General features: G+C 67.9%; 16 protein-coding genes and 1 pseudogene. 1 reads left to right on the top strand and 16 read right to left on the bottom strand.

Annotation, left to right across the window (positions count from 1 at the left end; all coding sequences use genetic code 11):
* Positions 1-177 precede the first annotated feature (177 nt).
* The gene (locus tag ACP15H_RS02390) at positions 178-2187 is read left to right on the top strand and encodes an aminopeptidase P family protein (RefSeq protein ID WP_425064624.1); all 2010 of its coding nucleotides are present in this window, start codon (positions 178-180) and stop codon (positions 2185-2187) included.
* Between the two features lie 24 nt (positions 2188-2211).
* Here the strand turns inward: ACP15H_RS02390 and ACP15H_RS02385 are convergent, their stop codons facing one another.
* The 16 genes and pseudogenes from ACP15H_RS02385 to mraY form a co-directional block, all read right to left on the bottom strand.
* Positions 2212-7125, bottom strand: a complete 4914-nt coding sequence (locus ACP15H_RS02385) for an autotransporter domain-containing protein (RefSeq protein ID WP_425069853.1) — start codon at positions 7123-7125, stop codon at positions 2212-2214.
* Positions 7126-7131: 6 nt separating this feature from the next.
* Positions 7132-7227, bottom strand: a pseudogene (locus ACP15H_RS02380) (autotransporter-associated beta strand repeat-containing protein); the annotation flags it as partial.
* Between the two features lie 323 nt (positions 7228-7550).
* On the bottom strand, positions 7551-7925 hold the full coding sequence (locus ACP15H_RS02375; RefSeq protein WP_425064623.1) for a hypothetical protein: 375 nt from the start codon (positions 7923-7925) through the stop codon (positions 7551-7553).
* Between the two features lie 549 nt (positions 7926-8474).
* Positions 8475-10643, bottom strand: coding sequence for an NAD-dependent DNA ligase LigA (gene ligA, locus ACP15H_RS02370; protein WP_425064622.1), 2169 nt, complete (start codon positions 10641-10643; stop codon positions 8475-8477).
* A 10-nt stretch (positions 10644-10653) separates the two neighbouring features.
* On the bottom strand, positions 10654-12327 hold the full coding sequence (gene recN, locus ACP15H_RS02365; protein ID WP_425064621.1) for a DNA repair protein RecN: 1674 nt from the start codon (positions 12325-12327) through the stop codon (positions 10654-10656).
* 7 nt (positions 12328-12334) lie between these two features.
* The gene (locus tag ACP15H_RS02360) at positions 12335-13156 is read right to left on the bottom strand and encodes an outer membrane protein assembly factor BamD (RefSeq protein ID WP_425064620.1); all 822 of its coding nucleotides are present in this window, start codon (positions 13154-13156) and stop codon (positions 12335-12337) included.
* A 110-nt stretch (positions 13157-13266) separates the two neighbouring features.
* Positions 13267-15003 carry a cell division protein FtsZ gene (ftsZ, locus tag ACP15H_RS02355; RefSeq protein ID WP_425064619.1) on the bottom strand — a complete coding sequence of 579 codons (1737 nt, stop codon included), beginning with the start codon at positions 15001-15003 and terminating at the stop codon, positions 13267-13269.
* Between the two features lie 149 nt (positions 15004-15152).
* Entirely contained in the window at positions 15153-16388 is a 1236-nt protein-coding gene (gene ftsA / locus ACP15H_RS02350; RefSeq protein ID WP_298304494.1) for a cell division protein FtsA, read from the bottom strand.
* A gap of 41 nt (positions 16389-16429) precedes the next feature.
* Entirely contained in the window at positions 16430-17311 is an 882-nt protein-coding gene (locus tag ACP15H_RS02345) for a cell division protein FtsQ/DivIB (protein WP_425064618.1), read from the bottom strand.
* Positions 17308-18237: a D-alanine--D-alanine ligase gene (locus ACP15H_RS02340; RefSeq protein ID WP_425064617.1), complete on the bottom strand. Its 930-nt coding sequence runs from the start codon at positions 18235-18237 to the stop codon at positions 17308-17310. Before ACP15H_RS02340 ends, ACP15H_RS02345 begins: the two co-directional genes overlap by 4 nt.
* On the bottom strand, positions 18234-19163 hold the full coding sequence (gene murB, locus ACP15H_RS02335; protein WP_425069852.1) for a UDP-N-acetylmuramate dehydrogenase: 930 nt from the start codon (positions 19161-19163) through the stop codon (positions 18234-18236). The genes ACP15H_RS02340 and murB overlap by 4 nt, the downstream gene beginning before the upstream one ends.
* The gene (gene murC, locus ACP15H_RS02330; RefSeq protein WP_425064616.1) at positions 19163-20638 is read right to left on the bottom strand and encodes a UDP-N-acetylmuramate--L-alanine ligase; all 1476 of its coding nucleotides are present in this window, start codon (positions 20636-20638) and stop codon (positions 19163-19165) included. Before murC ends, murB begins: the two co-directional genes overlap by 1 nt.
* Positions 20635-21762 (bottom strand): undecaprenyldiphospho-muramoylpentapeptide beta-N-acetylglucosaminyltransferase, encoded by a 1128-nt coding sequence (gene murG / locus ACP15H_RS02325; protein ID WP_425064615.1) that lies wholly within the window; start codon positions 21760-21762, stop codon positions 20635-20637. The genes murC and murG overlap by 4 nt, the downstream gene beginning before the upstream one ends.
* Positions 21759-22886: an FtsW/RodA/SpoVE family cell cycle protein gene (locus ACP15H_RS02320; protein WP_425064614.1), complete on the bottom strand. Its 1128-nt coding sequence runs from the start codon at positions 22884-22886 to the stop codon at positions 21759-21761. The genes murG and ACP15H_RS02320 overlap by 4 nt, the downstream gene beginning before the upstream one ends.
* Positions 22883-24271: a UDP-N-acetylmuramoyl-L-alanine--D-glutamate ligase gene (gene murD, locus ACP15H_RS02315; protein WP_425064613.1), complete on the bottom strand. Its 1389-nt coding sequence runs from the start codon at positions 24269-24271 to the stop codon at positions 22883-22885. Before murD ends, ACP15H_RS02320 begins: the two co-directional genes overlap by 4 nt.
* Before the next feature lie 3 nt (positions 24272-24274).
* Complete coding sequence (gene mraY, locus ACP15H_RS02310) at positions 24275-25366, bottom strand: phospho-N-acetylmuramoyl-pentapeptide-transferase (RefSeq protein WP_425064612.1); 1092 nt, start codon at positions 25364-25366, stop codon at positions 24275-24277.
* Position 25367: the final 1 nt, after the last annotated feature.

Here is a 25367-nt window from a genome sequence, read left to right as displayed (position 1 = left end):
GATGCTGCACCGCACCCAGCAAATATAGAGCCTTGAGTTCCCACAATAAGTGCGGACTCTGAAGGGTCGATATGCGTCCGACGCATAGCGACGATATTTGAACATTTCGCAGGTGCGAACGAAAGATTATTACCCGGTTTGATCGAACCCACTGCCCCGCGTAGGGTCCCGCTCATCATGACGACCGCTCCCGACGACGTTATCGCCCTCCTCCGCCGCCATGGACGCGGAGCCGACCGCGCCGCGCTCGACGACCTGATGCGCGGGGTGGCTGCCGCGCCCGAAAGCCTGTCCGGGCCGGAATGGGTCGAACTGGTCGATCCGGCGGCTGATGCCGAATTGACCACAGTACTGTCTGCCTGGCGGGCAGAGCTCGCGGCCGCCGACGACGGGCTGCAGGCGAGCCCGGCCCCGGCCTCCCGCCTGGGCGATCTCCGCGCCGAACTGAAGCGGCGGGGCCTGGACGGTTTCGTCGTGCCCCGTGCGGACGAGCATCAGGGCGAGTATGTCCCGCGCCGCTCTCAGCGGCTGGGCTGGCTCACCGGCTTCAGCGGCTCGGCGGGCCTTGCCATCGTGCTGGCCGACCGCGCGGCGATCTTCATCGATGGGCGCTACACGCTGGCCGTCCGCGACCAGGTCGACGTCGAGGCCTTCGTCCCGCACCAGATTCCAGAGCAGTCGGCGGAGCAGTGGATCGCCGAGAACCTGCCCAAGGGCGGCAAGCTGGGCTTCGATCCCTGGCTGCAGACGGTCGATGGCCACGATCGTTTCGCCCGCGCGTGCCAGCGCGCCGGCGGCAGTTTCGTGCCGGTGGAGGCCAATCCTGTCGATTCGGTGTGGCGGGAACGTCCGCCGGCGCCGCTCGCGCCCGTTCTGCCGCACCCCGTCGAGTTTGCCGGCGAGACCAGCGAGAGCAAGCGCGCCCGCATCGCCTCGATCCTCGCCGGCCGGAACGCCGACGTCGCGCTGATCACCGCGCCCGATTCAATTGCCTGGCTGCTCAACGTGCGCGGCGGCGACGTTCCGCGCACGCCCTTCGCGCTGGGCTTTGCGCTGATCCACGCCGACGGCCATGTCGATCTCTACATGGATCGCCGCAAGATCCCCGATCGCACCGTTGCCTGGCTGGGCAACGCCGTGACCCTGGCGCCGCCGGCTGAACTGGGCGGCGCGCTCGACATGCTGGGCAAGTTGGGCAAGCGCGTGCTGGTCGAGACCTCGACGGCGCCCTATTGGGCCGCGACACGACTCCAGGCCGCGGGCGCGACCCTGGTCCGCGACGCCGATCCCATCTCCCTCCCCAAGGCCTGCAAGAACGCCGTCGAGCTCGAAGGCATCCGCACCGCCCATCGGCGAGACGGCGCCGCCGTCAGCCGCTTCCTGGGTTGGCTCGACCGCGAGTCCGGCTCCGGCGCCTTGCGCGAGATCGAGGTGTCCGACCGGCTGCAGGCGCTGCGCGAAGAAACCGGCAAGCTGCGCGACCTCAGCTTCGACACGATCTCGGGCGCCGGTGCCAACGGCGCCATCGTGCATTACCGGGCGTCCGAAGCGACCGAGCGCAGGCTCGAGCCCGGCAGCCTCTACCTCGTGGACTCGGGCGGTCAGTATCGCGACGGCACCACCGACATCACGCGCACCGTCGCGGTGGGCACGCCGTCGCCAGAGATGAAGGATCGCTTCACGCGCGTCCTCAAGGGCCACATTGCGCTGGCCAGCGCCCGCTTCCCGGTGGGCACGACCGGCTCGCAGCTCGACGTGCTGGCCCGCTCCGCGCTGTGGCAGGTCGGCCTCGATTACGATCACGGCACCGGCCATGGCGTCGGCGCCTATCTCTCGGTTCACGAGGGACCGCACCGCATCTCCAAGATGCCGAATTCGGTCGCCCTGCAGCCCGGCATGATCGTCAGCAACGAACCCGGCTACTACAAGACCGGTGCCTACGGCATCCGCATCGAGAATCTGGTCGCCGTGAAGGAGGCCGAGATCGAGGGGGCCGACCGGCGCTATCTCGAGTTCGAGACGCTGACCCTGGCGCCCATCGATCTCGCCTGCGTCGAGCCCGGACTCCTGACCGAGGCCGAGCGGCAGTGGCTCAACGACTATCACCGCAGGGTGCGCGACACCGTCGGTCCCACCGTCGATGAAGCGACGCGTGCCTGGCTCGCCGAGGCGACACGCCCGATCTGAGCCAGCGCGGCGGTCTTCAGTCCCTCACCACCTCATTCTGAGGCCGAGGGTGAGGGCGTTGTTGTTGGTGCCGCCGCCCAGCTCGCCGTCGTAACGCAGGCTGACCTCGGTCGCATCGGCAACCTGATAGGTGGCGCCGAGGCCCAGCACCGCGGAGTCCCGTTGGGGCGTCGCCCCAAACACGGTGAAAGGCGTGCCGGGCGCGCCCGAGAAGGACGCCGTCATCGGGCGGCTGGTGTCGGCATATTCGTGTTGCCAGCCGAGGCGTACCCCGATCGTCGTCTTGGAAAGCGTGGCCGAGAGGTCGACGCCGAGCGTGCTGCGCAGCGAGTTCACCGTCTGCTGCTGAACCACGAGGTTAAGCGAGTTCGCGCCGCTCTCTGTGAAGCCGTTCTGCGTCGTGGTCGATCCCTGCAGACGCGCGAACGGCGTGACCGAGGCCGGCAGCGCCAGCGGTACGTCGAAGCGCCAGCCGCTCTCCAGCAGGCCCATCAGCTGGTTCGCCGCGGTCGTTCCCTGGGCGGTGCGCGCGGCCAGTCCCGGGATCGCGATCACCCGCGTCATGCGGTTGGACGCGTAGGCATAGCCTGCAAGGCCGTCGACATAGAAATTGCCCGGGGTGTAGGAGGCATAGAGGCTGCCACTGACGGCGTCGGTGTAGGCCTGTCCCGTGAAGCCGCTCACCCATTGCGTGCCGCCGACATAGCCCGCTGCGACACCGACCAGCAGGTCGGGCCGCACCCGATAGTCCACGCCGACCGCGGCGCCCCCGAAATTGTAGGTCATGGTCCCGGCATTGGCGTTGCCCAGGACCGACCCCAGCCCACCGACGCCGCTCAGCCAGGCGCCGAAGCGCGCCGGCTCGGGCGGTGCGTCGCAGGCGACGTCGCAGGCCTGCTCGGACGGCGCGGCCAGCGCCACATAAGTGCCGCCCCGGCCCTGCCCACCATGAAGCGCGCTCAACTGCGAGCCAACGGCCGACATGAAAGCGCCGGCCGTCTGCGTGTTGAAGGTGCCGAGGTTTGCATAGGACTGACCGCTGATCGCGTTCAACGCCGCCGGTCCCTGCTGCGTGTCGAGCTGCACGATGGCGTCCAGCACGGTGGCGAAATCGCCGCTGACGTTGTTGTTGGCCTTGTCGAGAGCCGCCGCGACCGCACCGTGATTGGCGGTCTGCGCTCCCTTGGAGAAGGCGTTGCTGCTCTGCAGCAGCGTCAGATAGACATTGTTGGCATCGTAGCTGAGCGACGGCGTCAGGAAGGCCAGGTTGGACGTGACGCCGCCGAACGCTCCCGTGAGCCCCGCGGATGCCTTGAGGATCGTATAGGCGGGGCCGCGGGTATAGTTGCCGTTGCCGGCCATCACCGCCACCGTGCCGCCGTTCAGCACGGCGTTGCCGGTGACGTCGAGCAGGCCGCTCTTCGTCGGCACGACCTGCACCTGAAAGGTGGAGCCAGCATTGCTGGTGTAGGTGCCGCTGACGTTCAGCGGACCGCCGGTATTGAGCGCGAGGGTCCCGCCGTTGGTAACGTTGCCGGTGACCGTTCCCGTGCCGCCGAAGATCGCACCGGTCCCAACCGTCACCCCGCTCGCAAGGCTCGCATTCTCCAGGAGCAGCGCGCCCGCCGTGACCGCCGTCCCGCCGGCATAGGTGTTCGCGCCCGTCAGGGCGAGCGTCCCGGAACCTGCCATCGTGAGGCCACCCGCTCCACCGATGGGGCCGCTCAGTGTGAGCTTCGTTCCGGTATCGGGAGCGAACGTGCCGCCGCCACTGCCTAGGGTGATCGAGCGTGTGCTCGCCAGGTTGGCGGTCGTCTGCAGCGCGCCGCCGTTCAACGTGACGCCGCCGCTCGCATTGCCGAGATTGCCGTCGGACGAGATCGACACCGTGCCGGCATTGATCGTCGTGCCGCCGCCATAGCCGTTCTGCCCGGTCAACATGAGAGTACCGGTGCCCTGCTTGATCAGGCCTCCGCTGCCTTGGATCGTGCCCGCGAAGTTCGACAGGCTGGCCGTGCCCAACGTGAGCGAGTTGGCGCCCAGGTTGATCGTCGTGCCCCCGATGCCCACGAGATTCTGGATGGTCTGGTTGCCGCTGCTGCCGGAGATGTCGAAACTCGTGCCGGCCGTGAAGAACTCCAGGCCGGCCGACTGCGCGATGCTGCCGCTCCCGACCAGGGCCAAGTGGCCACCGAACCCAAGGGCCGTCCAGCCGCCGTAAGTGTTGGCGCCGCCCAGAGCGACCGTGCCGGTTCCCTCGATACCCAGATTGGAGTTCGCGCCTGCAATCGCCCCGTTCAAGGTCAGAGTCGCACCGGCATCAGCCTTGATGATGGGTGTACCGCTGCCCAGCGCGATCGAACGGTCGCTGGAGAAGCTCGTCGTGGTCAGCAACGTCCCGTTGTTCAGGGTGAGGCCGCCGCTCGCGTTGCCCAGATTGGCATCGGAAGCAATCATGAGCACGCCGGCATTGACCGTGGTGCCGCCGCCATAGCTGTTGGCACCGGAAAGCGCGATCGTTCCGGGGCCGGCGAGCGTCAGCCCGCCCGTGCCGCTGATCGTGCCAGCCATGTTCAGGATTCCGCCCGCGCCGTGGCTGAAGGTTCCCCCGCCGGCACCCAGTGTCACCAGATGCCTGTCGGTCATCGGCGCCGTCGACTGCAGCGTGCCGCCGTCCAGCGTCAGCGCGCCGTTCAGGTTTCCGAGATTGGCTTCGGACGAGATCGCCAGCGTACCGCTGGTCACCGTGGTGCCGCCCTCGTAGGTATTGGTGCCCGCCAGCGTCAGCGTGCCGGGACCCGCCATCGTCAACCCGCCAGATCCAGCGACCGTGCCGGAGAACGTAGAGGTGCCAGCCGTGCCCACCACCAGCCGGTTGGCTCCCAGATTCACCGTCGAGCCCGAGAGGCCGGTGAGATCCTGGATGGTCTGGTTGCCGCTGCTGCCCGAGATGTCGAACACCGCGCCCGCCGCGGCGAGGTTCACGCCGCTCGAGTGCCCGATGGTGCCGCTGCCCGTCAGCGCCAGGGTTCCGGCGCTGATGCTGGTGGCTCCGGTGTAGGCCGTGGTGCCGGACAGGGCCACCGTGCCAGGGCCCGTGGTCGTAAGCCCACCGCCACCGCCGATCGTTCCGTTGAGGGTCAGCGTCGTTCCCAGATCGGCGGCGAAAGCGCCGCCACCATTGCCGAGCACGACCGACCTGCCGCTCGACAGGCTTGCCGTCGTCTGCAGCGTGCCGCCGTCCAGCTGCAGATAGCTGAGCGGGCCGCCGAGACTGGCGTCCGACGAAATCGACAGGGCGCCGCCGGCGATGCTGGTGCTGCCGCCGTAAGTATTGGTGCCCGCCAGAGTCAGCGTCCCGGCACCCTGCTTGGTCAGTCCGCCGTCGCCGCCGATCGTGCCCGAGAAGGTCGTCGACGCGGTGCCGTCGATCGTGAGGTTGCGACCTCCCAGGTTGACGGTCGTGCCCGTGACGCCCGACAGGCTCTGGATCGTCGGGGTGCCGCTGCTGGCGGAGATATCGAAGGTGGCCCCGGCGACCGAGAGGCCGACGCCGCTCGAGGACGCCAGGCTGCCCGAGCCGGCGAGCGCCAGCGTGCCGGAGGCGACGGTAGTTGCGCCGGTGAAGGTGCTGCCGCCCGTCAGTTCGAGCGTTCCGGCTCCCGCCATCGTCAGCCCGCCGCTCCCGGTGACGGGTTGCCAGAGGGTGAGCTTGGTGCCGGAGGCAGGCATGAACGTGCCGCCCGCGGCGTTCAGGGCGATCGACCGGTCGGTCGCGAAGTTCCCCGTCGTCTGCAGCGTCCCGCCGTTGAAGGTGAGACCCGCGCCTGCTGCGCCCAGATTGGCGTCTGACGAGATCGAGAGCGTGCCGGAATTGAGTGTCGTGCCGCCGCTATAGGTGTTGGCGGCCGTCAATGCCAACGTGCCGGCGCCCTCCATCGTCAGGCCGCCGGCCCCGCTGATGGCGCTGGTGACAGTTAGCGTCGTCCCAGAGTTCGGAGAGAATGTGCCGCCGTTGCTGCCCAGCGCCAGAGCAAACCCGAGTCCGAAGGACGCGGTGGTCTGGAGCGTACCGCCGTTGAATGTGAGGCCGCCCAGTCCGAGGTTGGAGGACGAGGCGGAGAGCGTCCCGGCATTGAGGGCGATACCTCCCGAGAAGTTGTTGAAGTAGATTCCCTGCGCAAACTCCAGCGTGCCAGCCCCCGCCATCGTCAGCGCGCCGGGGCCGTCGATTGCGCCGTTCAGGGTCAGCGTCGTGCCTGCATCGGGACTGAATGTTCCACCGGCGCTACCCAGGAAGATCGACCGTCCGGTTGCCATGCTGGCGGTCGTCTGCAGGGTAGCGCCGTTCAACTGCAGCAAAAGGTTGCTCGTACTGCCGAGGTTGGCGTCGGAGGCGATCGATAGGGTGCCGCCCTGCAGATTCGTGCCGCCGCCATAGGTGTTGCTGCCTGTGAGCACCAGGGTGCCGGGGCCTGCCATCCTCAATCCACCGTCGCCACCGATCGTGCCGTTCAGGGTCAGCGTCGTGCCTGCATCGGGGCTAAACGTTCCCCCGCCCAATGTGATCGAACGTGCGCTCGCCATACTGGCAGTGGTCTGCAGCGTGCCGCCGTTCAACGTCAGGCCGCTACCGGCATAACCAAGGTTGCCGTCAGACGATACCGACAGCGTCCCGGATGTAACTTTCGTTCCACCATGGGTGTTTGCGCCGGTAAGCAGCAGCGTGCCGGCGCCGGCCATCGTGAGTACGCCGCTCCCATCGATTGCGCCATTCAGCGTGAGCGTCGTCCCCGCCTCGGGGCTAAGCGTTCCTCCGTTGTCGGACATCGTGATCGAACGGCCACTCGACAGGATGGCCGTCGTCTGCAGGGTGCCGCCCTCGAACGTCAGTCCGCCAGACGCACTCCCGAGATTGGCATCGGATGAAATCGTCAAGGTACTGCCGTGGATCTTAGTGCCGCCGCTGTAGCTGTTTGTCCCGGTGAGATTCAACGAACCCGGGCCCGACTGGATGACGGAACCGGTGCCTGTGATCACATTCCCCACGGTCTGCGCACCGAGGGGACTGAAGGCAACGCTGCCGTTGTCGACCTGAATGTTGCCGGAGAGCGTCCATGCCCCTGCCAGGGAGAGCGTGTTCGTGCCGCCGGTAAAGGTGATGGCGTTGGCTTGCGCCGTGCCGTTGCCACCCGCCCCACCGGTGATCGTGCCCGAGTTGATGATTGTGAGGTTCGAGCCGACGATGCCGGCACCGCCGCTTCCGGGTGTCGGAATGGAAACGCCGGAAGCGCCCGTTCCGATTGCACCCCCGGTGCCTCCCGTGATGGAACCCAGGTTGTTGATGACGATGCTACTGCCGACTATGCCAGCCGCACCGTTTCCACCAGACCCCCTACCCTGGTAAGTGGTACTTCCGCCGTTTCCTCCATTGCCACCGGCAATGGATCCTCCGTTGTTGACTGTCGCACCGGCGACAGTCGCAGAGACGCCGTAACCGCCATTGCCACCATTTCCGCCGGAACCACCGTTTTGGTCATAGCCGGCCCCGCCATCGCCTCCAGCCCCCCTGCGACAGTTCCGATGTTTGTGTACGAGATCGAGCCGTTGACGACTGTGCCATAGCCGCCGCCGCCCCCGCCGCCGCTGGCGGTAAACACGTTGCCGATGCCACCACTGCCGCCGACCCCGCCGGCGCCGCCCGTGATCGTGCCGCTATTGGAAGTCGTCGTGGTCACGACCGCGCCGTGCGCCCCGCCGCCACCGCCGGCGCCGCCCGAGTTGGGGTCAGGAACAAATGTGGCCGACTGGCCGGGCGCGCCTGCCGCCCCGGGCGACTGCCCCCCCAAGCCGCCATAAGTGACGGACTGGCCGTTCCCGTCGGTCCCCATCCCGCCGGTCCCTCCGGTGACACCGCCGCCGCCGCCGCCGCCCCCACCTGAAGAAGAAGGAGCTGTCCCACCGGTCCCGCCTGACTCGATAGCGCTCGACGAGCCCCCTGCACCTCCGCCTCCGGGGAGCGCCGAGCCCGCTCCCGCGCCACCGGTACCCGCATCGGACTGCGCCCATGCCGATGGCAAAGGAAAGGCGCCCGTGAGGGCCGTCGTCGCGAGAAGTCCTGCTGCGAATCGACCGAGCCATGTGGGGACGTAGCGAAAACGAGGCATCTGCGTCGATGCCGGATACTCGGTGGACAAAGCTTCCCCCCAACGTACGCAAACTCCCCAGGGGCGAAATACTGCAACAACCGTGAAAGATAAAGAGGGTTAGCTTCCGTACGGAAAAAATCAGGCGGACAGCTCCGCCCACTCCTCTTCGGTCATCGTCTGGATGCCCAGTTCGGCAGCCTTGCGGGCCTTGGAGCCGGCATTCTCGCCGACCACGACGAGGCTGGTCTTCTTCGAGACCGAGTCCGTTACCTTGGCACCCAGCTCCTCCGCGCGCGCCTTGGCGGCGTCGCGGGTCATGGTGGAAAGCTCGCCGGTGAAGACCACGATCTTGTCCTTGAGCTTGGCATCGGCGGCAACGACGCGGCGCGCGACCGGCTGGACCGAGAGCTGCTTCAGCAGGTCCCGGATGATCTCGACATTGTGGCCCTCGCGGAAGAAGGCGCACATCGCGTCTGCCGTCGTGACGCCGATCTGCTCGACGTTGCAGAGACGGCCGTAGCTCGGCCCGACGGTCTCGGCTGCCTTCTCCTTCTTGGCAGGATCGCGATGCACCTCGCGTTCCTTTGCCGCCGCCAGCATCTCCGACAGCCAGGTATCGGCGTCGCCGTATTCCTGGGCGAGAATCTTGGCCGTCGCCTCACCGATCAGGGGAATGCCGATCGCATTGATGAAGCGGTCGAGCGAGATGCTGCGACGGGCTTCGATCGCGGCCAGCAGGTTGCGCACGGAGAGATCGCCCCAGCCTTCGCGCTTCTTGAGGGCGGCTTCGTGCTCGTGCAGGCGAAAGATATCGCCCGGTATCTTGAGCAGTCCGTCGTTGAAGAAATTCTCGATGTGCGTGCCACCCAGCCCGTCGATATCGAAGCAGTTGCGCGACACGAAGTAGCGCAGGCGCTCGACCTGCTGGAACGGGCATTCGAGCCCGCCGGAGCAGCGCCGCACCACGCCGCCCTCCTCGGCCTTGACCTCGGTCTCGAGCGGACAGGGGCAGCGTGTGGGAAAGTGATACTTCGGCGCGTTCCTGGGTCGCTCGTCGGCGATGAAACCCAGCACCTGCGGGATCACGTCGCCGGCCCGCTGGATCGTGACCATGTCGCCGACGCGCACGTCGAGGCGCTCGATCTCGTCGGCATTGTGCAGCGTGGCGCGCGCCACCATGACGCCGCCGACATTCACCGGCTCGAGGTCCGCCACCGGCGTCAGCGCGCCGGTACGGCCGACCTGGATGTTGATGCCATTGAGGCGCGTGCGCGCCTGTTCGGCCGGGAACTTGTGCGCCGTGGCCCAGCGCGGCGCCCGGCTCACGAAGCCCAGCCGCTCCTGCCAGTCGATGCGATCGACCTTGTAGACGACTCCGTCGATATCGTAGGGCAGCGACGGGCGCTCGACGCCGATCTTCTCGTAGAAGGCGCGCACCTCGTCGGGCGTCCGGCAGAGCTTTGTGAGGGGATTGGTCTTGAAGCCCCACGCCTCGAGCAGCTTCAGATATTCGCTGTGGGTCTTCCAGCGGCGCGGCTCGGCCTCGCCCCAGGCATAGGCGAAGAAGCGCAGGGGACGCTTCGCCGTGATGCCGGGATCGAGCTGGCGCAGCGAGCCCGCGGCGGCGTTGCGCGGGTTGGCGAAGGTCTTCTCCCCCGCCTCTTCCTGGCGCTCGTTCATCTCCTGGAACGCCTTGCGCTCCATATAGACCTCGCCGCGCACGTCGATCGACTTCGGGAATCCGTCCTTGCCGTGGGCCTTCAGCGTTTGCGGGATGTCCTTCACGGTGAGCAGGTTCGCCGTGACGTCCTCGCCGGTCGTGCCGTCGCCGCGCGTCGCGCCCTGCACGAACTGGCCGTCCTCGTAGCGCAGACTGATCGAGAGCCCGTCGATTTTGGCCTCGCAGCTGAACGCGATCTCGTCCTCGGGACCGATGTTGGTTTCCCGCTCCAGACCGCGGCGCACGCGGTCGAGGAACTCCTGCAGCTCTTCGTCGGTGAAGCAATTGTCGAGCGACAGCATCGGCCGTGTATGCTTCACCTTGGCGAAAGCCGTCGTCGGTGTCGGCGCCACCCTCTGCGTCGGGCTGAACATGTCGACGATCTGCGGGAAGCGCGCCTCGATCGCCTTCAGCCGCTGGCGCAGCCTGTCGTAGTCGGCGTCGGAAATCTCCGGCGCATCCTTCTCATGGTAGAGCTTGTCGTGGTGGACGATCTCCTCGGACAGCCGCTTGTGCTCGGAGCGCGCCTGCCGCTCGGTCAGCTTGTCCACGGCGAGCGCCGCCACGACCTTCGCCGCACGGGACATCGGCCTTCTCCTAACCCGCCGTCGCCAGCAGCCGGTCGGCAGCGGCCCGGGCTTCGACCGTTACCTCCGCGCCCGACAGCATGCGCGCGATCTCCTCGCGGCGGCCCTCGGCATCCAGCGCCACCACATCGGTACTGGCCGCCGTCCGGGTCGTGGTCTTGCGGATCAGCCAGTGCCGGTCGGCGACCGCGGCGACCTGCGGCGAGTGCGTGACGACCAGCACCTGCACGTCCTTCGCCAGCCGCTTCAGCCGCTCGCCGACGGCCGCAGCCGTAGCGCCGCCGATGCCGGAATCGACCTCGTCGAACACGATCGTCGGCGCGTCGCCCGCCTTGGCGAGGCAGACCTTGAGCGCCAGCAGGAAGCGCGAAAGCTCGCCTCCCGATGCAATCCTGGCAATCGGCGACGGCGGCGCGCCGGGATTGGTCGAGACGGTGAACTGCACGCGGTCGGTGCCGGCGCCCGACCACTCCGCTTCGGGCAGCGCTGCCACTTCCGTGACGAACTTCGCTCTCTCGAGCTTCAGCGGCGCCAGTTCGGCCGCCACCGCCTTGTCCAGTCGCGCGGCGCCCTTGCGGCGAGCCGCTGCCTGGGCCTCGGCCGCCGCCACGTAGGTCGCACGGGCTGCCTTGGCCGCGGCCGCCAGCTTCTTCAGCCCCGCCTCGCCGTCATCCAGCGCCGCGAGCTGGGCCGAGAACTTCTCTGCGAGTTCGGAGAGCCCGGCCACGGCAACATTGTGCTTGCGGGCCAGGGCCCGCAGCGCAAACAGCCGTTCCTCGATCTTCTCCAGCCGGGCCGGATCGAATTCGAGCGCGTCGCGCGCCATCTCGAGCTGGGCCTGCGCTTCCGTGGCCTCGCTCAAGGCGCGATCGAGCGCCGCGAGCGGTACGTCGAGCCGGCCGTCGGCTTTGTCGGCATTGCGCTCGAGCAGGCGGTGCGCCGTGCGCAGGCTGGCGACGGCGCCGCGTCCCTCCTCCAGCTCCGCCAGCGCCTGGGCGACCGCTTCGCCCAACGCGGTGCCGGCACGCAGGAGCGCGCGCTCGCCCGCCAGGGTTTCCTCGTCGTCGGCCTTGGGCGCCAGGGCATTCAGTTCCTTCACCGCGTGGCGCAGGAACTCCTCATCGCGCCGCGCGGCCTCGGCCGTTGCCAGGGCATCGGCATGCCCCTGCTCGGCCGATCGCCAGGCCGTCCAGGCGGAGGCTACCGCGGCGGCCTGCTTCTCCAGACCGGCAAAGGCGTCGAGCGAAGCGCGATGCGTTCCCATGTCGAGCAGGCCGTGCTGGTCCATCTGGCCCTGGATTTCCACCAGCGTGTCGCCCAATCGGCGCAGCAACGCGACCGAGGCGGGCTGGTCGTTGACGAAGGCCCGACCGCGCCCGTCGGCGGCGATCATGCGACGCAAGGTCAGCACGTCCTCGCCATCGAATCCCTGCTCGGCGAGGACCGATCGTGCCGGATGATCGCGCGGCAGGTCGAAGGACGCGGCGATCGAAGCCTGGGTCGCGCCGCGTCGCACCACGCCCGACTCGGCACGCGCGCCGAGCGCGAGGCCCAGCGCGTCGATCAGGATCGACTTGCCCGCGCCGGTCTCTCCGGTCAGCGCACCGAGGCCGCCGCCATGCGCGAATTCGAGGTCGAGCTTCTCGATCAGCACGAAATCGCGGATCGAAAGCGTGGCAAGCATGCCGGCGTCAGAAGATGCTGGAGAACCAGCCGCGCTTCTCGTCGGGCGGCCGGGTGCCCTCGCCGGTCATCAGGAAGTAGCTGTCCTGATACCATTCGCTGCCGGGGAAATTGTAGCCGAGCACGGCTGCGGCCTCCTGCGCCTCGCTCTTCACACCGAGCGCCAGATAGGTTTCGACCAGCCGGTGCAGCGCCTCGGGCACGTGTGTCGTCGTCTGGTAGCGTTCGATCACCACGCGGTAACGGTTGATCGCGCCGACATACTGCTGGTTCGACTGGTAGTACCGGCCGACCGCCATCTCCTTGCCGGCGAGATGGTCGATGCACAATTCCACCTTCAGGCGCGCATCGCGGGCATAGGGGGATTCGGGAAAGCGCTTCACCACTTCGGCCAGGGCATCGAGTGCCTGCTGGGTGGTGCGCTGATCGCGGCCGACGTCGGAGATCTGCTCGTAGAAACAGAGCGCCTTCAGATAGTAGGCGTAGGGCAGATCGCGATGACCGGGATGGAGCTGGATGAAGCGATCCAGCGCGATGATGGCCTCGTCGTACTTGTTGGACTGGTAGTAGGCGAAGGCCGCCATGATCTGCGCCTTGGTCGCCCAGACCGAATAGGGATGCTGACGATCGACCTCTTCGAAGCTCTTGGCGGCCGTCTTGTATTCCTGCTCACCCAGCGCATCGAGCCCACGATTGTACAAACGCTCGACGGGCTGCTCGACGTACTTGTCGTCGTCGGATCCGCCGCATGCGGTCAGCCCGAACGCCGCCAACGACAGCGCCAGTCCCGCCACGATGCGCCGGCCCTTACTCACAACCAACTTCGACATGTCCCATCCGCAAAAAACTTCGGTGCCGGCGGTTTATATCACGCGCCATCGAAAAAAAGAGGGGCCGCGCGGCCCCTCCGAAGATGCGTGGAGAATAGAAATTTCCTGCGTCAGTTCGCTTGCCGCCGCAGGAAAGCCGGAATTTGCAGATCGTCGTCATCGCGCGCGGGCTTCGCACGCTCCGTTACGTCGAGGCTGATCGAGGTCTGGACGGGCGCCGGACGCGCCACAGGAGCCTTCGGGGCCACCGCGACGACATTCTCCGGGGCTGCCGGCCGCGCGACGGCCGGTTCGGCCGGCGCCGCTCCCGTAGTCGGCTTGGGAGCGGAGAAAGCGCCGGTGATGCGCTGGAACAGGTTCGGCGCACGATTGTCGGTCGCCGGACGGGCGGCCATCGGTCGCGCGACGGGTTCGGTCCGGACCGGGGTCTTGGTCGTCGAGGGACGGCTGATGCGCCAGTCGTTCTCGTCGACCAGCGGACGCTGCGGCGCGGCCGGCGCCGGTGCCTGAACGGGAGCCGGCGCAACGGCGACAGGGGCCGGAGCCGGGGCGACCGGCGCTGCCTCGACCGGCGGAGCCACCATGACAGGAGCTTCGACCGGCGCCTCATAGACAGGAGCCGGCGTCGGCATCGACGCCACGATGGGCGCAGGCGGCGCTGCGGCGGCAATTGGCGCAGGCGCTGCAACCGGCGGGGCCGGCGGCGCGACGGCGACCGGGGCAGCCGGCATCGCCGGAGCAGGCGCTGCGGTGGCCGCGGTCGGCATGGCGACCCGGCCGACCGGCGGCGCGGCCGGACGGCTCAGCGCCGGCTGACCGGTCTGGACCGGCCGGTTCATGTCGAGCGACAGATAGTTCGGCGCAGGCTGCTGGGCGGCCATGGCGGCGATACCGGTGGCGACCACCGACACGCGCATGCGGCCGTCCATCGTGGCATCGAAGGTCGAGCCGAAGATGATGTTGGCGTCGCCGTCGACTTCCTCGCGGATCCGATTGGCCGCTTCGTCGACTTCGTGCAGCGTCATGTCCAGGCCGCCGGTGATGTTGATGAGAACGCCCTTGGCGCCCTTCATCGAATGATCTTCCAGCAGCGGGTTGGAGATCGCGGACTCGGCCGCAACACGGCTGCGATCCGGACCTTCCGCCTCGCCCGTGCCCATCATCGCCTTGCCCATCTCGCCCATGACGGTGCGGATGTCGGCGAAGTCGAGGTTGATGAGGCCCGGCATGACCATCAGATCGGTGACGCCGCGCACGCCCATATGCAGCACGTCGTCGGCCATCTTGAAGGCGTCGGCGAAGGTCGTCTTCTCGTTGGCGATCTTGAACAGGTTCTGATTGGGGATGACGATCAGCGTGTCGACCACCTTCTCCAGCTCGGTGATGCCCTGCTCGGCCGACTGCATGCGGCGGCGGCCTTCGAAGTGGAAGGGCTTGGTCACGACGCCGATGGTGAGGATGCCCTGTTCGCGCGCCGCGGCAGCGATGACGGGCGCCGCACCGGTCCCGGTGCCGCCGCCCATGCCGGCCGTGACGAAGACCATGTTGGCGCCATCGAGGAGCTGCAGGATCTCGGGCAGCGCTTCCTCGGCGGCCTGACGACCGACCTCGGGCCGCGCACCGGCGCCCAGTCCCTGGGTGATGGTGATGCCGAGCTGGACGCGCCGGTCGGCGAGCGACTGGCTGAGCGCCTGCGAGTCGGTGTTCGCAACGATGAATTCCACGCCTTCCAGCGCGGCACTGATCATGTTGTTGACGGCGTTTCCGCCCGCGCCACCGACACCGATGACGGTAATGCGCGGCTTAATCTCGGACTCCGTCTGAGGGAGACTGAGGTTGATTGTCATTCGGTTTTCTCCACGCAAACGAGGGGTAATCTGCCCGGAGCGACAGCGTGAGCCTCCTGTTACGCTAGAGACCCTTCACCGACACCGGTTTCTTCTTGTCTTTTTGTCTATAGCCTGTGGGATTTGCCTTATCCCGCACAACATATTGCCTAAAAGTTATCCCTAATCCAACTGCCAATCCGGCCGATACGACTCGCCGGGGCTTCGTTCGACGCCGGCTGGTTCTGCACGACCGCGTGATTGTGGAGCGCGAAGCTCAGCAGGCCGGCGGCGGCAGAGAATGCCGGCCCACCGGTCGAATCCGCAAGGCCCGCGAGCCTGAGCGGCGCACCGGTCCGGACCTTCTTGTTGAGAATCGCGGCCGCGACTTCGGGGACGCCGTCGAGCTGGCAGCCGCCACCGACCAGGACAGCGCGTCCGCCGGCCAACTTATCCACACCGCTCGCTTCGAGACGGCTGCGCACAAGCTCGAACGTCTCCTCAACCCGGGGGCGAATGATGCCGACCAGGATCGAGCGCGGGATGTGGTTGGGCCGCGTGCGATCCTCTTCGCCGATCAGCGGCACGTCGATGATGTCGTACTCGTCGTTGGGCTTGATGACGGCGCGGCCGATCTGCGTCTTCATCCGTTCGGCATGCGCGACCGGCGTCGACAGGCCGCGCGCGATGTCACGCGTGACATGCTCGCCGCCCACCGGGATCGAATCGACGTGGACCAGATGGCCTTCGTAGAACACCGCGATCGAGGTCGTACCGGCGCCCATGTCGATCAGGGTCACGCCGAGGTCACGCTCGTCGGAGACGAGGGAACTCAGCCCCGCCGCATGCGCGGCGACGACCCGGTCGGCGATCTCGAGATGGGCACGACGGACGCAGACCTGCAGGTTGCGCATCGCGCCGCTGGCGGCGGTCACCAAATGGACATCGACGCCCAGTCGCTCGCCGAACATGCCGCGCGCGTCGCGGACCGGCGTGCCGTCGACGGTGTAGCCGATCGCGGCGGAATGGATGATGTCGCGGTCGGCGGTCTCGGCGGGAAGCTGGATGTGCTGCTGGACACGGCGGACGTCACGTTCGCCGATCTCGTGATGCCCGATCGCGACTTCGAGGCTCTGATTGTGCGAGGCAGCCGACCCGCCGCTCACGCCGACGATGACGTCGCGAACCTGCTCGCCGCACATTTCCTCCGCAGTCGACACCGCCGAGGAGATCGCACGCGTCGCCGCTTCCATGTCGACGATGTTGCCCGAGCGCATGCCGAGCGCGGGCTGGTGGCCGATACCGACCACGCGAAGCCCCTGCCCGTCGACACGGGCAACAAAGCAAACGACCTTGTTCGTTCCGATGTCGAGCGCTGCAATGACGCCATTTCTCGCCTTCGCCACGATGTCCCCCGTCTTACGCGTACTCTCTCGAGTTTCTGATTCTACGCTGGCCCGGGCGTCGCGTCGCCCGGATTGCGCTTCCTGAGATAAAGTTTGTCGGGCAGTCGCAGATCGACCACACCGAATTCACGCGACAGCAGCTTGTGCTGTCCGTCGAGCTTCGCGAGATGCTGGAGGGCCGCGACGGCGTCCTCCTCCGGCAGCCAGATCTCGACGCCGTTGTTCAGAATCAGGTTCCAGCGCCGCTGCCCGACCCAGACGGCGGAGCGCAGCTGCCGCGCCACCGTGGGCTCGTAGGTGAGCAACAGCAGCAGGTCGCCGACATGGTCCGGCGCGCCGGGGCCACCCAGCAGCAGCAGCGTTTCGGCGCCGGGCGGCATGCGGCTCGCCCGCACGGTCCGGCCGTTGGCGTCGATCAAAGTGTATTGGGTGCCGTTCTGCCAGATCGCTACGGCGCGGCGTTCCTTCATCGTGACATAGAGCGTGTCCGGCAGGCGGCGCTCCACGGTCGCCCATTCGACCCAGTCGATCGCCTCGAGGCGCTTGCGCGAAGCCTGGAGGTCGATGCCGAGCAGCGAGTCGCCGCGGCTCACGTTCAGCGCCGCGAGGATGTCGCTGCGCTCGACATAATCGCGGCCCTCGACCGTGACGTCCGCCAGCTTGAACGGCGTGATGGCACCGACGACGCTGCGTGAAATCGCATCGACCTGGTTCTGGGCCTCGACGAGCCAGCCCTCGCGCCAGGCCCACCAGCCGCCACCGCCGCCGCAGCCCAGCAGCAGGACGATGGCGCCAAGCAGCACCGGCTGTTTCCAGAACGGCCGGCCGGCCTTGCGGATGGGCCCGCGCTTCTTGCGCCGGTCGTAGTCGCGGCGCGGTGCGACGCCGGCCTTCGGCGTGGCCGTCTTCTTCGCCGCGCTCAAGACGGATGCCTCGCATGCTCGACCATCCAGGTCATGAGCTGGGACCAGGAGATGCCGGCCCACTTGGCCTGCTCCGGCGCCAGCGAGAGCGGAGTCATGCCGGGCTGGGTGTTCAGCTCCAGGATCACGAGCCCCGAGGTGCCGGGCTTCGAATCGTCCCAGCGGAAGTCGGCACGGGCGAGCCCGCTGCAGCCGAATTCCTGGTACGCCGCGAACGCCCACTGCTTGGCGGCCTCATAGACATCTTCGGGAATCGGCGCCGGTACGAGATGCTCGGTGATGCCGTCGGTGTACTTGGCCTCGTAGTCGTAGAAGCGGGTACGCGGCCTGAGTTCGGTGACGGCGACCGGCTTGTCGCCCATCACGGCGACCGTGAGTTCGCGACCCGGCACGAACTTCTCGATCAGCACACGCTCGCCGAACGTCGCCTCCGCGGCCTCGACGGCCGCCAGGTTGTCGCCCTCGCGCACGATGTGCACGCCGATGCTCGAGCCCTGGTCGATCGGCTTCACGACATAGGGGCGCGGCATGGGATCGCCGGCGGCGAGCGAGCGGCGCTCGATCACCTTTCCGTCGGCAACGCGCAAGCCGAGCGACGCGAAGATGTGCCGCGCTAGCGGCTTGTCCATGGCGATCGCTGAGGCCAGCACGCCGGAGTGCGTATAGGGCACGCGCATGATCTCGAGGACGCCTTGGATGCAGCCGTCCTCGCCGTAGCGGCCATGCAGGGCGTTGAAGACCACGTCCGGACCGCCGCCTGCGGCAGGGCGCAGGAAATCGACCAGGGCGCGCAGGTCGCGCTGAACGTCGTACTCGATGACCTCGTGTCCGCCTTCGCGCAGGCCCTCGGCACAGGCCTTGCCACTCACCAGGGAGACCTCGCGCTCGGGCGACCAACCGCCCATCAGGACCGCCACGCGCTTCATTGGCCTGCTCTCCCCGCCGGTTCGCCGATGCGCCGGATTTCCCATTCGAGCTGCACGCCGGTCTTCTCCCGCACGCGCCGGCGCACTTCCTCGCCCAGCCCCTCGATGTCGCCCGCCGTCGCCTCGCCGAGATTGATCAGGAAGTTGCAGTGCTTCTCGGACACCTGAGCCTCGCCGATGCGCAGGCCTCGGCAACCGGCCTGGTCGATCAGCTGCCAGGCCTTCCGGCCCGGCGGATTGACGAAGGTCGAGCCGCCGGTGCGGCTGCGCGGCTGGGAGTCGGTACGGGCGGCGTCGATCTCGGCAATGCGGCGGGCGATGGCGAGCTGGTCGCCCGGCGTCGCGCGCAGGCGCGCCGACGTGAAGATCCAGTCGGCCGGCGCCTCGCTGTGACGATAGCTGAAATCCAGCGCGGCCGCCGGGACCACATGGACCTTGCCCGAGCGATCCACGGCTTCGGCCGAGACGAGGACTTGCGCCAGGTCGCCTTCATAGGCGCCGGCGTTCATGCGTAGCGCACCGCCGATCGTGCCGGGAATGCCGCTCAGGAACTCGAGCCCCGCGAGCGCATGGTCGCGCGCCGTCAGCGCCACGTTGAGGTCGAGCGCGCCCGCACCGGCCAGGATCTCATGGCCCTCGATCGAAATGGCGGTAAAGCCGCGCAACAGGCGGATCACCACGCCCCTGACGCCGCCATCGCGCACGAGAATGTTGGAGCCGACGCCCAGGACCGTGACCGGCACGTCGGACGGCAAGGCCGCCATGAACGTCGCCAGATCCTCGACATCGGCCGGCCTGAACAGGACTTCGGCCGCTCCCCCTGCGCGAAACCAGGTCTGCGGACCCAGCGCTGCGTCGGCTGTCAGCCGTCCGCGCGGCCGGGGCAGCCGGTCGATCAGGTGGGGTGTCGAGGTGGCGAGAGCCATCATGCAGCCGATCCGCCGTGCGGGCTCGAATCGTTGGCGATGGCGCGCGGACCGGCATTCTCGGCCGCAAGCTGCAGGATCTGGCCCGGAAGCGCGTGGGCCCAGGCGGTGATGTTGCCCGCGCCCAGGCAGACCACGACGTCGCCCGGACGCGCCATCTGCCAGATCATTTGCGGGAGTTCGCCGGGCCCGGCCAGCGCCATCACGTCGCGATGGCCGGCCCGCTGAACGAGGCCCACCAGCATGTCTCGGCCGACGCCCTCGATCGGCGCCTCGCCCGCGGCATAGACGTCGGCGATGATCACGGCATCGGCATCGGAGAAGCAGGTGGCGAACTCGGTGCGCAGCGCGCCGAGACGCGAGTAACGGTGCGGTTGCATGACGGCAATGACCCGGCCCGAGCCGCCATAGGCCTGTCGGGCGGCGCGCAGCACGGCCGCGATCTCCACAGGATGATGCCCGTAATCGTCGATCACCGTGATGCCGTGCGCCTCGCCGGTCTTGGTGAAGCGCCGCTTGACGCCGGCGAAGGAGCCGAGCGCGCGACGGATCGTGTCGTCGGGCAGGCCCATCTCCTGGGCGACCGCGATGGCCGCCAGCGCATTCTGCACGTTGTGCTGGCCGAACATCGGCAGCCGCATGCCGGTGATGGTGCGCGATTCGTTGGTCACGCGATTCTCGACCATGACGTCGAAATCGGCACCGCCGCGATCGAGCTTCAGGTTGATGGCGCGTACGTCGGCGCTGGCGCCGATTCCGTAGGTGATGATGCGGCGGTCGGCGACCCGCGGGATCAGCGCCTGGACCTCGGGATGGTCGGAGCAGAGCACCGCGAAGCCGTAGAAGGGAATGTTCTCGACGAAGCGCACGAAGGCGTCGCGCAGCGCATCGAAGGTGCCGTAATGGTCGAGATGCTCGGGATCGACGTTGGTCACGACCGCGATGGTGGCCGGCAGACGCAGGAAGGAGCCGTCCGACTCGTCGGACTCCACGACCATCCAGTCGCCTTCGCCCAGCCGGGCGTTGGTGCCATAGGCGTTGATGATGCCGCCGTTGATTACCGTCGGATCGAGGCCGCCGGCATCGAGCATGGCGGCGACCAGCGAGGTGGTCGTCGTCTTGCCGTGCGTGCCGCCGACCGCGATCGACCACTTCAGCCGCATCAGCTCGCCCAGCATCTCGGCGCGCCGCACCACCGGCACGTGGCGCGTGCGTGCGGCCAGCACCTCGGGATTGTCCTTCTTGACCGCGCTCGACACGACCATGACCTGGGCGTTGCCGACATTCTCGGCGCGATGGCCGATCATGACCTTCATGCCGAGCTCGGCGATGCGGCGGGTGTTGGCACTCTCGGCGACGTCACTGCCCTGCACCTTGTAGCCGAGATTGTGCAGGACCTCGGCGATGCCGGACATGCCGATGCCGCCGATGCCGACGAAGTGGATGAGACCGAGATCGAGCGGCAACGCCCTCATGCGGCGACTCCCGTGGCTGAAGGCGAAGGGGGAAGAGAAACGAATTCACCGACGACATCCGCCAGACGGGCGGCCGCATCGGGCCGGCCGGCCGCGTGGGCCGCTCCCGCCATCGCGGCAAGGCGCTCCGGCTCCCCGGTCAGCGACACGAGATGCCCGGCCAGGGTGGCGGCGGTGAAGGAGGCATGCGGCAGCACGATGCAGGCGCCCGTCGCCTCGAAGGCGCGTGCATTGGCGGTCTGGTGATCGTCGGCGGCATAGGGATAAGGCACCAGGATGGACGGCCGGCCGATCGCCGCCAGCTCGGCCACCGTCGAGGCGCCGGAGCGGCCGATCACGAGATGGGCGGCGGCCATGCGCTGCGGCAGATCGTTGAAGAACGGCGCGATCTCGGCGACGACGCCCGCCCGGACGTAGCTCGTACGCACCCGGTCCATGCTCTCGGGCCGGCACTGCTGCACGATGCGCAGGCGAGCGCGCAGCGACTGCGGCAGGGAGAGGACGGCCTGCGGCACCACTTCGCCGAACGAGGCGGCGCCCTGACTGCCGCCGAACACCAGAAGATCGATCACCCGCCCCTCGCCCGGAGGACGATAGGGCAGATTGCGCAGCGTCCGCACCGGCTCGCGCACGGGATTGCCGACCAGCTGCGCGCGCGCATCGCCGTCGAGATAGCGGGTGTGGGCAAACGAGGTGGCAACGCGCCCGGCGCCGGCCAGCACGAGACGGTTGGCGCGCCCCAGCACGGCGTTCTGCTCGTGAAGCATCGCCGGCAGCCGGCGCAGGCGGGCGGCGACCATGGTCGGAACCGAGGCATAGCCGCCGAAGCCCACGACGACCGACGGACCGATCCGGCCCAGAGCCCGCCAGGCGTCGAACAGGCCGCGCGCGAGCGAGAACAGCGCCAGCGCCTTCTTGACCGGCGACCCGGTCGGACTGGCGGAATGGATGTAGTGGATGGGCCGCCGCGACAGCGCGCCCTGCCACTGACGGCCGCGCGAATCGGTGACCAGGGTGAACGGCACGCCCCGCGCCTCGAGTTCGCCGGCCAAAGCCTCGGCCGGGAACACGTGCCCGCCGGTGCCGCCGGTCGCCAGGACCACGGGACGCGCGGCGTCCGTCATACGGCCTCCCTCAGGCCGGCATGTTCGCGCGTCAGCGACAGCATCATGCCAACGCAGATCGCCATCGCGAGCGCCGACGAACCACCGTAGGAAATGAACGGCAGGGTCATGCCCTTGGCGGGAATGAGCTGGATGGTCGAGGCCATGTTGATCGCCGCCTGCAGGCCGAACTGGACGGCGAGGCCGGTGGCCGCGAGGGTGATGAAGAGGCTGGTCTCCTTCGAGGCGCGCGACATCGAGCGCAAGGTCACGAAGGCAAAGAGGCAGAGGATCATCAGGCAGACGACGAGGCCGAATTCTTCGCCCGCCACCGCCATGACGAAGTCGGTATGGGCGTCGGGAAGCTGCGCCTTCACCGTGCCCTCGCCCGGCCCGCGGCCGAACAGCGAGCCGTTCATGAAGGCCTCGAGCGAAGTATTGACCTGGTAGTTGTCGCCCGAGGACGGATCGAGGAAGCGATCGAAGCGGCTGCGCACATGGCTGAACAGGAAATAGGCGCCGACCATTCCGCCGACGCCGGCCAGCGCGCCGAAGCCCGCGACCCACATCGGCAGGCCGACGACGAAGAGCTGGACGGCCCAGACGGCTGCCACGACGACGCTCATGCCGAGGTCGGGCTGCAGGACCAGCAGCGCCAGCACACCACCGACGAGCAGGGTGGACAGGAGATAGCCCGGCGCCCGCCGTTCGGTGCGGCTCTGCGCCAGCAGCCAGGCCGAGATCACGGCGAGGCTCGGTTTGACGAATTCCGAAGGCTGCACACTCGACAGACCGGGCACGGAAATCCAGCGCCGTGCGCCCTTGATCTCGACGCCGATCACGAACGTTGCGGCCAGCAGCACGATGCTGCCGCAGAAGACCAGCAGAGCCAGCCGCCGTATGTGCCGCGGCGAGGCGAGCGAGATCGACAACATGACCAGGAGCGCCAGCGGCAGGAACAGGAACTGACGTTTGGCGAACACGAAGGAGTCGGCGCCGATGCGCTCGGCCGCCGGCGGCGAGGCCGCGAGGGTCAGCATCACGCCGAACGCCATGATTGCGAGGATTGCACCGAGCGACCAACGGTCGACGGTCCACCACCACTGGCCGATCACACTGCGATCGTCGCGCGGAACCTGGATCAAGCCGCCCTCCCCAAACTCTCGGCCCCCGGCAAGGCCCGCGCCATGGCGCGGAAGGCATCGCCGCGATGTTCGTAACTCTTCCACTGGTCCCACGAGGCGCAGGCGGGCGACAGCAGCACGACGGCCGGCCCTCCTGCCTCGTGCTGCGCCAGCGCGTGCGCTGCATTCAGCGCCGATTGCAGGTCGCCGCAGCGGCTGTAGGGCAGCTTGCCGTCGAGCTGGCCCGCGAACAGGTCGGTGGCCTCGCCGATCAGGAAGGCGTGACGGATGCGCTCGAAGTACGGGGCGAGTGGCGCCACGCCCCCCTCCTTCGCCTGGCCGCCGAGGATCCAGTAGATGTCGTCGTAGCTCGACAGCGCCCGCGCGGTCGCGTCGGCGTTCGTGGCCTTGCTGTCGTTGATGTAAACCACGCGGCCGACGGCGGCGACGCGCTCCTGACGATGCGGCAGGCCGGGATAGGTTCGCAGTCCGGCGACGATCGTCTCGCGCGGCACGTCGAGCCAGCGGCACACCGACCAGGCACACGCTACGTTCTGCGCATTGTGGTCGCCCGGCAGGGTGAGCACGTCGGAGAAGTCGACCTTGTAGCCGTCGGCGTCGACCAGCATGCCGGCGCGGTAGGACACGCCGTTGGCCACGGGACGGTCGAGCGCCACGGGCACACAGGCGATGCCGGCACGCCCCGCCATCTCGCGCTCGACTTCGCGCGAGGGCTCGTCCTCGGTGCCGATCACGACGCAGTCGCCGGCGTGCTGGCGGGCGAAGATGTTCTTCTTGGCCGCCACATACCCCGCGAGATCGCCATGCCGGTCGATATGGTCGGGAGTGATGTTCAGCCACACCGCAACATCGGCATGGAAGGTCTGCAGCAGCTCGAGCTGGTAGGATGACAGCTCCAACACGTAGAGGCCGCCCTTGCCGAGCGGGCTGAGATCGAGCGCGCCGCGTCCGATATTGCCGCCGACTTCACAGCGCGCGCCGGCCTGCTGGAGGATGTGGCCGATCAGCGCCGTCGTCGTCGACTTGCCGTTGGTGCCGGTGATGGCAACGAACTGAGCCTCGGGCTGGGCGCGGGCCAGCAGCTCGACATCGCAGATGACCGGCTTGCCGGCAGCGCGCGCGGCCACGGCGACCGGATGCGGGACCGGCAGCGTGCTGGGAATACCCGGGCTGATCACCAGCGCGTCGATACCCGACCAGTCGATCGTCAACGGGTCGGCGATCCGCGCACCGGCCGCGGCGGCCGCGTCGCGGGAGGCGGCGCTGTCGTCCCAGGCGATGCAGTCGATCCCGGCGGCCCTGAGGGCGCGAACGGTCGCCAGGCCGGAGCGCGCGAGCCCCAGCACGACGAACGACGAACCTTCGAGGACGGCGAGATCGATCATCCGCTACCTCAGCTTCAGGGTCGCGAGACCGGCCATCGCCAGGATGGCGGCGATGATCCAGAAACGAAAGACGATGGTGGGCTCGGCCCATCCCTTCTGTTCGAAATGATGGTGAAGGGGCGCCATGCGGAAGACGCGGCGGCCGGTCCACTTGAAGGACAGGACCTGAACGATCACCGAGATGGTTTCGAGCACGAACAGGCCGCCGACGATCGACAGGACGATCTCGTGCTTGGTCACCACCGCGACCGCGCCCAGCGCGCCGCCGATGGCGAGCGATCCGGTGTCGCCCATGAACACCATGGCCGGCGGCGCGTTGAACCACAGGAAGCCGAGACCGGCGCCGACCAGCGCCGCCAGCAGAACCGCGAGTTCGCCCGACCGCGGCACATGATGCAGGTAGAGGTAATTGGTGAGGATCGAGTTGCCCACGACATAGGCGATCAGTCCGAACACCGCAGAGGCCATGATGACCGGCCCGATGGCCAGTCCGTCGAGCCCGTCGGTCAGGTTGACGGCGTTCGAGGTCCCCGCAATCACCAGCACGCCGAAGGCGACAAAGCCCACGGCGCCGAGCGGGATGAGAACGTCCTTGAGGAAAGGCACCGCCAGCGCATAGCGCAGCGGCGGTGGCGAGGACTGCGCGATCAGATAGACGGCGACGCTGGAGGCAACGACCGCAAGAGCGAGCTTGAGCTTGCCCGGGACGCCCTTGGGGTTGCGCTTGGTGACCTTGAGATAATCGTCCATGAATCCCACGGCACCGAAGGCGAGGGTGACGGCGAGCACGATCCAGACATAGCGGTTGGTGAGGTCGGCCCACAGCAATGTCGCGACCGACAGGGTGATCAGGATCAGAAGACCGCCCATCGTCGGCGTGCCCTTCTTGGTCATCAGGTGGCTGGCCGGGCCGTCGTCGCGGATGGGCTGTCCCTGCTTCTGCTTGCTGCGCAGCCAGCGGATGAGCGCGCCACCGATCAGGAAGCTCAACACCAACGCCGTCAGGAAGGCGGCGATCGACCGGAACGTGAGGTACCGGAACAGGTTGAAGGGCGTGAACTGATCCGCCAGCGGATAGAGAAGATTATAGAACATC

The sequence above is a fragment of the Reyranella sp. genome (assembly GCF_965249915.1).
Classification (GTDB): Bacteria; Pseudomonadota; Alphaproteobacteria; order Reyranellales; family Reyranellaceae; genus Reyranella.
The sequence above is the reverse complement of the archived record's forward strand: the minus strand, read 5'-3'. Positions and strand labels throughout refer to the sequence as shown.

What these genes read in the sequence shown, in the direction of transcription:
- murB (WP_425069852.1), bottom strand. Translation starts at nt 19,163, where the DNA reads ATGGCTCTCGCCACCTCGACACCCCACCTGATCGACCGGCTGCCCCGG.
- mraY (WP_425064612.1), bottom strand. Translation starts at nt 25,366, where the DNA reads ATGTTCTATAATCTTCTCTATCCGCTGGCGGATCAGTTCACGCCCTTC.
- ACP15H_RS02390 (WP_425064624.1), top strand. Translation starts at nt 178, where the DNA reads ATGACGACCGCTCCCGACGACGTTATCGCCCTCCTCCGCCGCCATGGA.
- murD (WP_425064613.1), bottom strand. Translation starts at nt 24,271, where the DNA reads ATGATCGATCTCGCCGTCCTCGAAGGTTCGTCGTTCGTCGTGCTGGGG.
- ftsZ (WP_425064619.1), bottom strand. Translation starts at nt 15,003, where the DNA reads ATGACAATCAACCTCAGTCTCCCTCAGACGGAGTCCGAGATTAAGCCG.
- ligA (WP_425064622.1), bottom strand. Translation starts at nt 10,643, where the DNA reads ATGTCCCGTGCGGCGAAGGTCGTGGCGGCGCTCGCCGTGGACAAGCTG.
- murC (WP_425064616.1), bottom strand. Translation starts at nt 20,638, where the DNA reads ATGAGGGCGTTGCCGCTCGATCTCGGTCTCATCCACTTCGTCGGCATC.
- ACP15H_RS02360 (WP_425064620.1), bottom strand. Translation starts at nt 13,156, where the DNA reads ATGTCGAAGTTGGTTGTGAGTAAGGGCCGGCGCATCGTGGCGGGACTG.
- recN (WP_425064621.1), bottom strand. Translation starts at nt 12,327, where the DNA reads ATGCTTGCCACGCTTTCGATCCGCGATTTCGTGCTGATCGAGAAGCTC.
- murG (WP_425064615.1), bottom strand. Translation starts at nt 21,762, where the DNA reads ATGACGGACGCCGCGCGTCCCGTGGTCCTGGCGACCGGCGGCACCGGC.
- ACP15H_RS02340 (WP_425064617.1), bottom strand. Translation starts at nt 18,237, where the DNA reads ATGAAGCGCGTGGCGGTCCTGATGGGCGGTTGGTCGCCCGAGCGCGAG.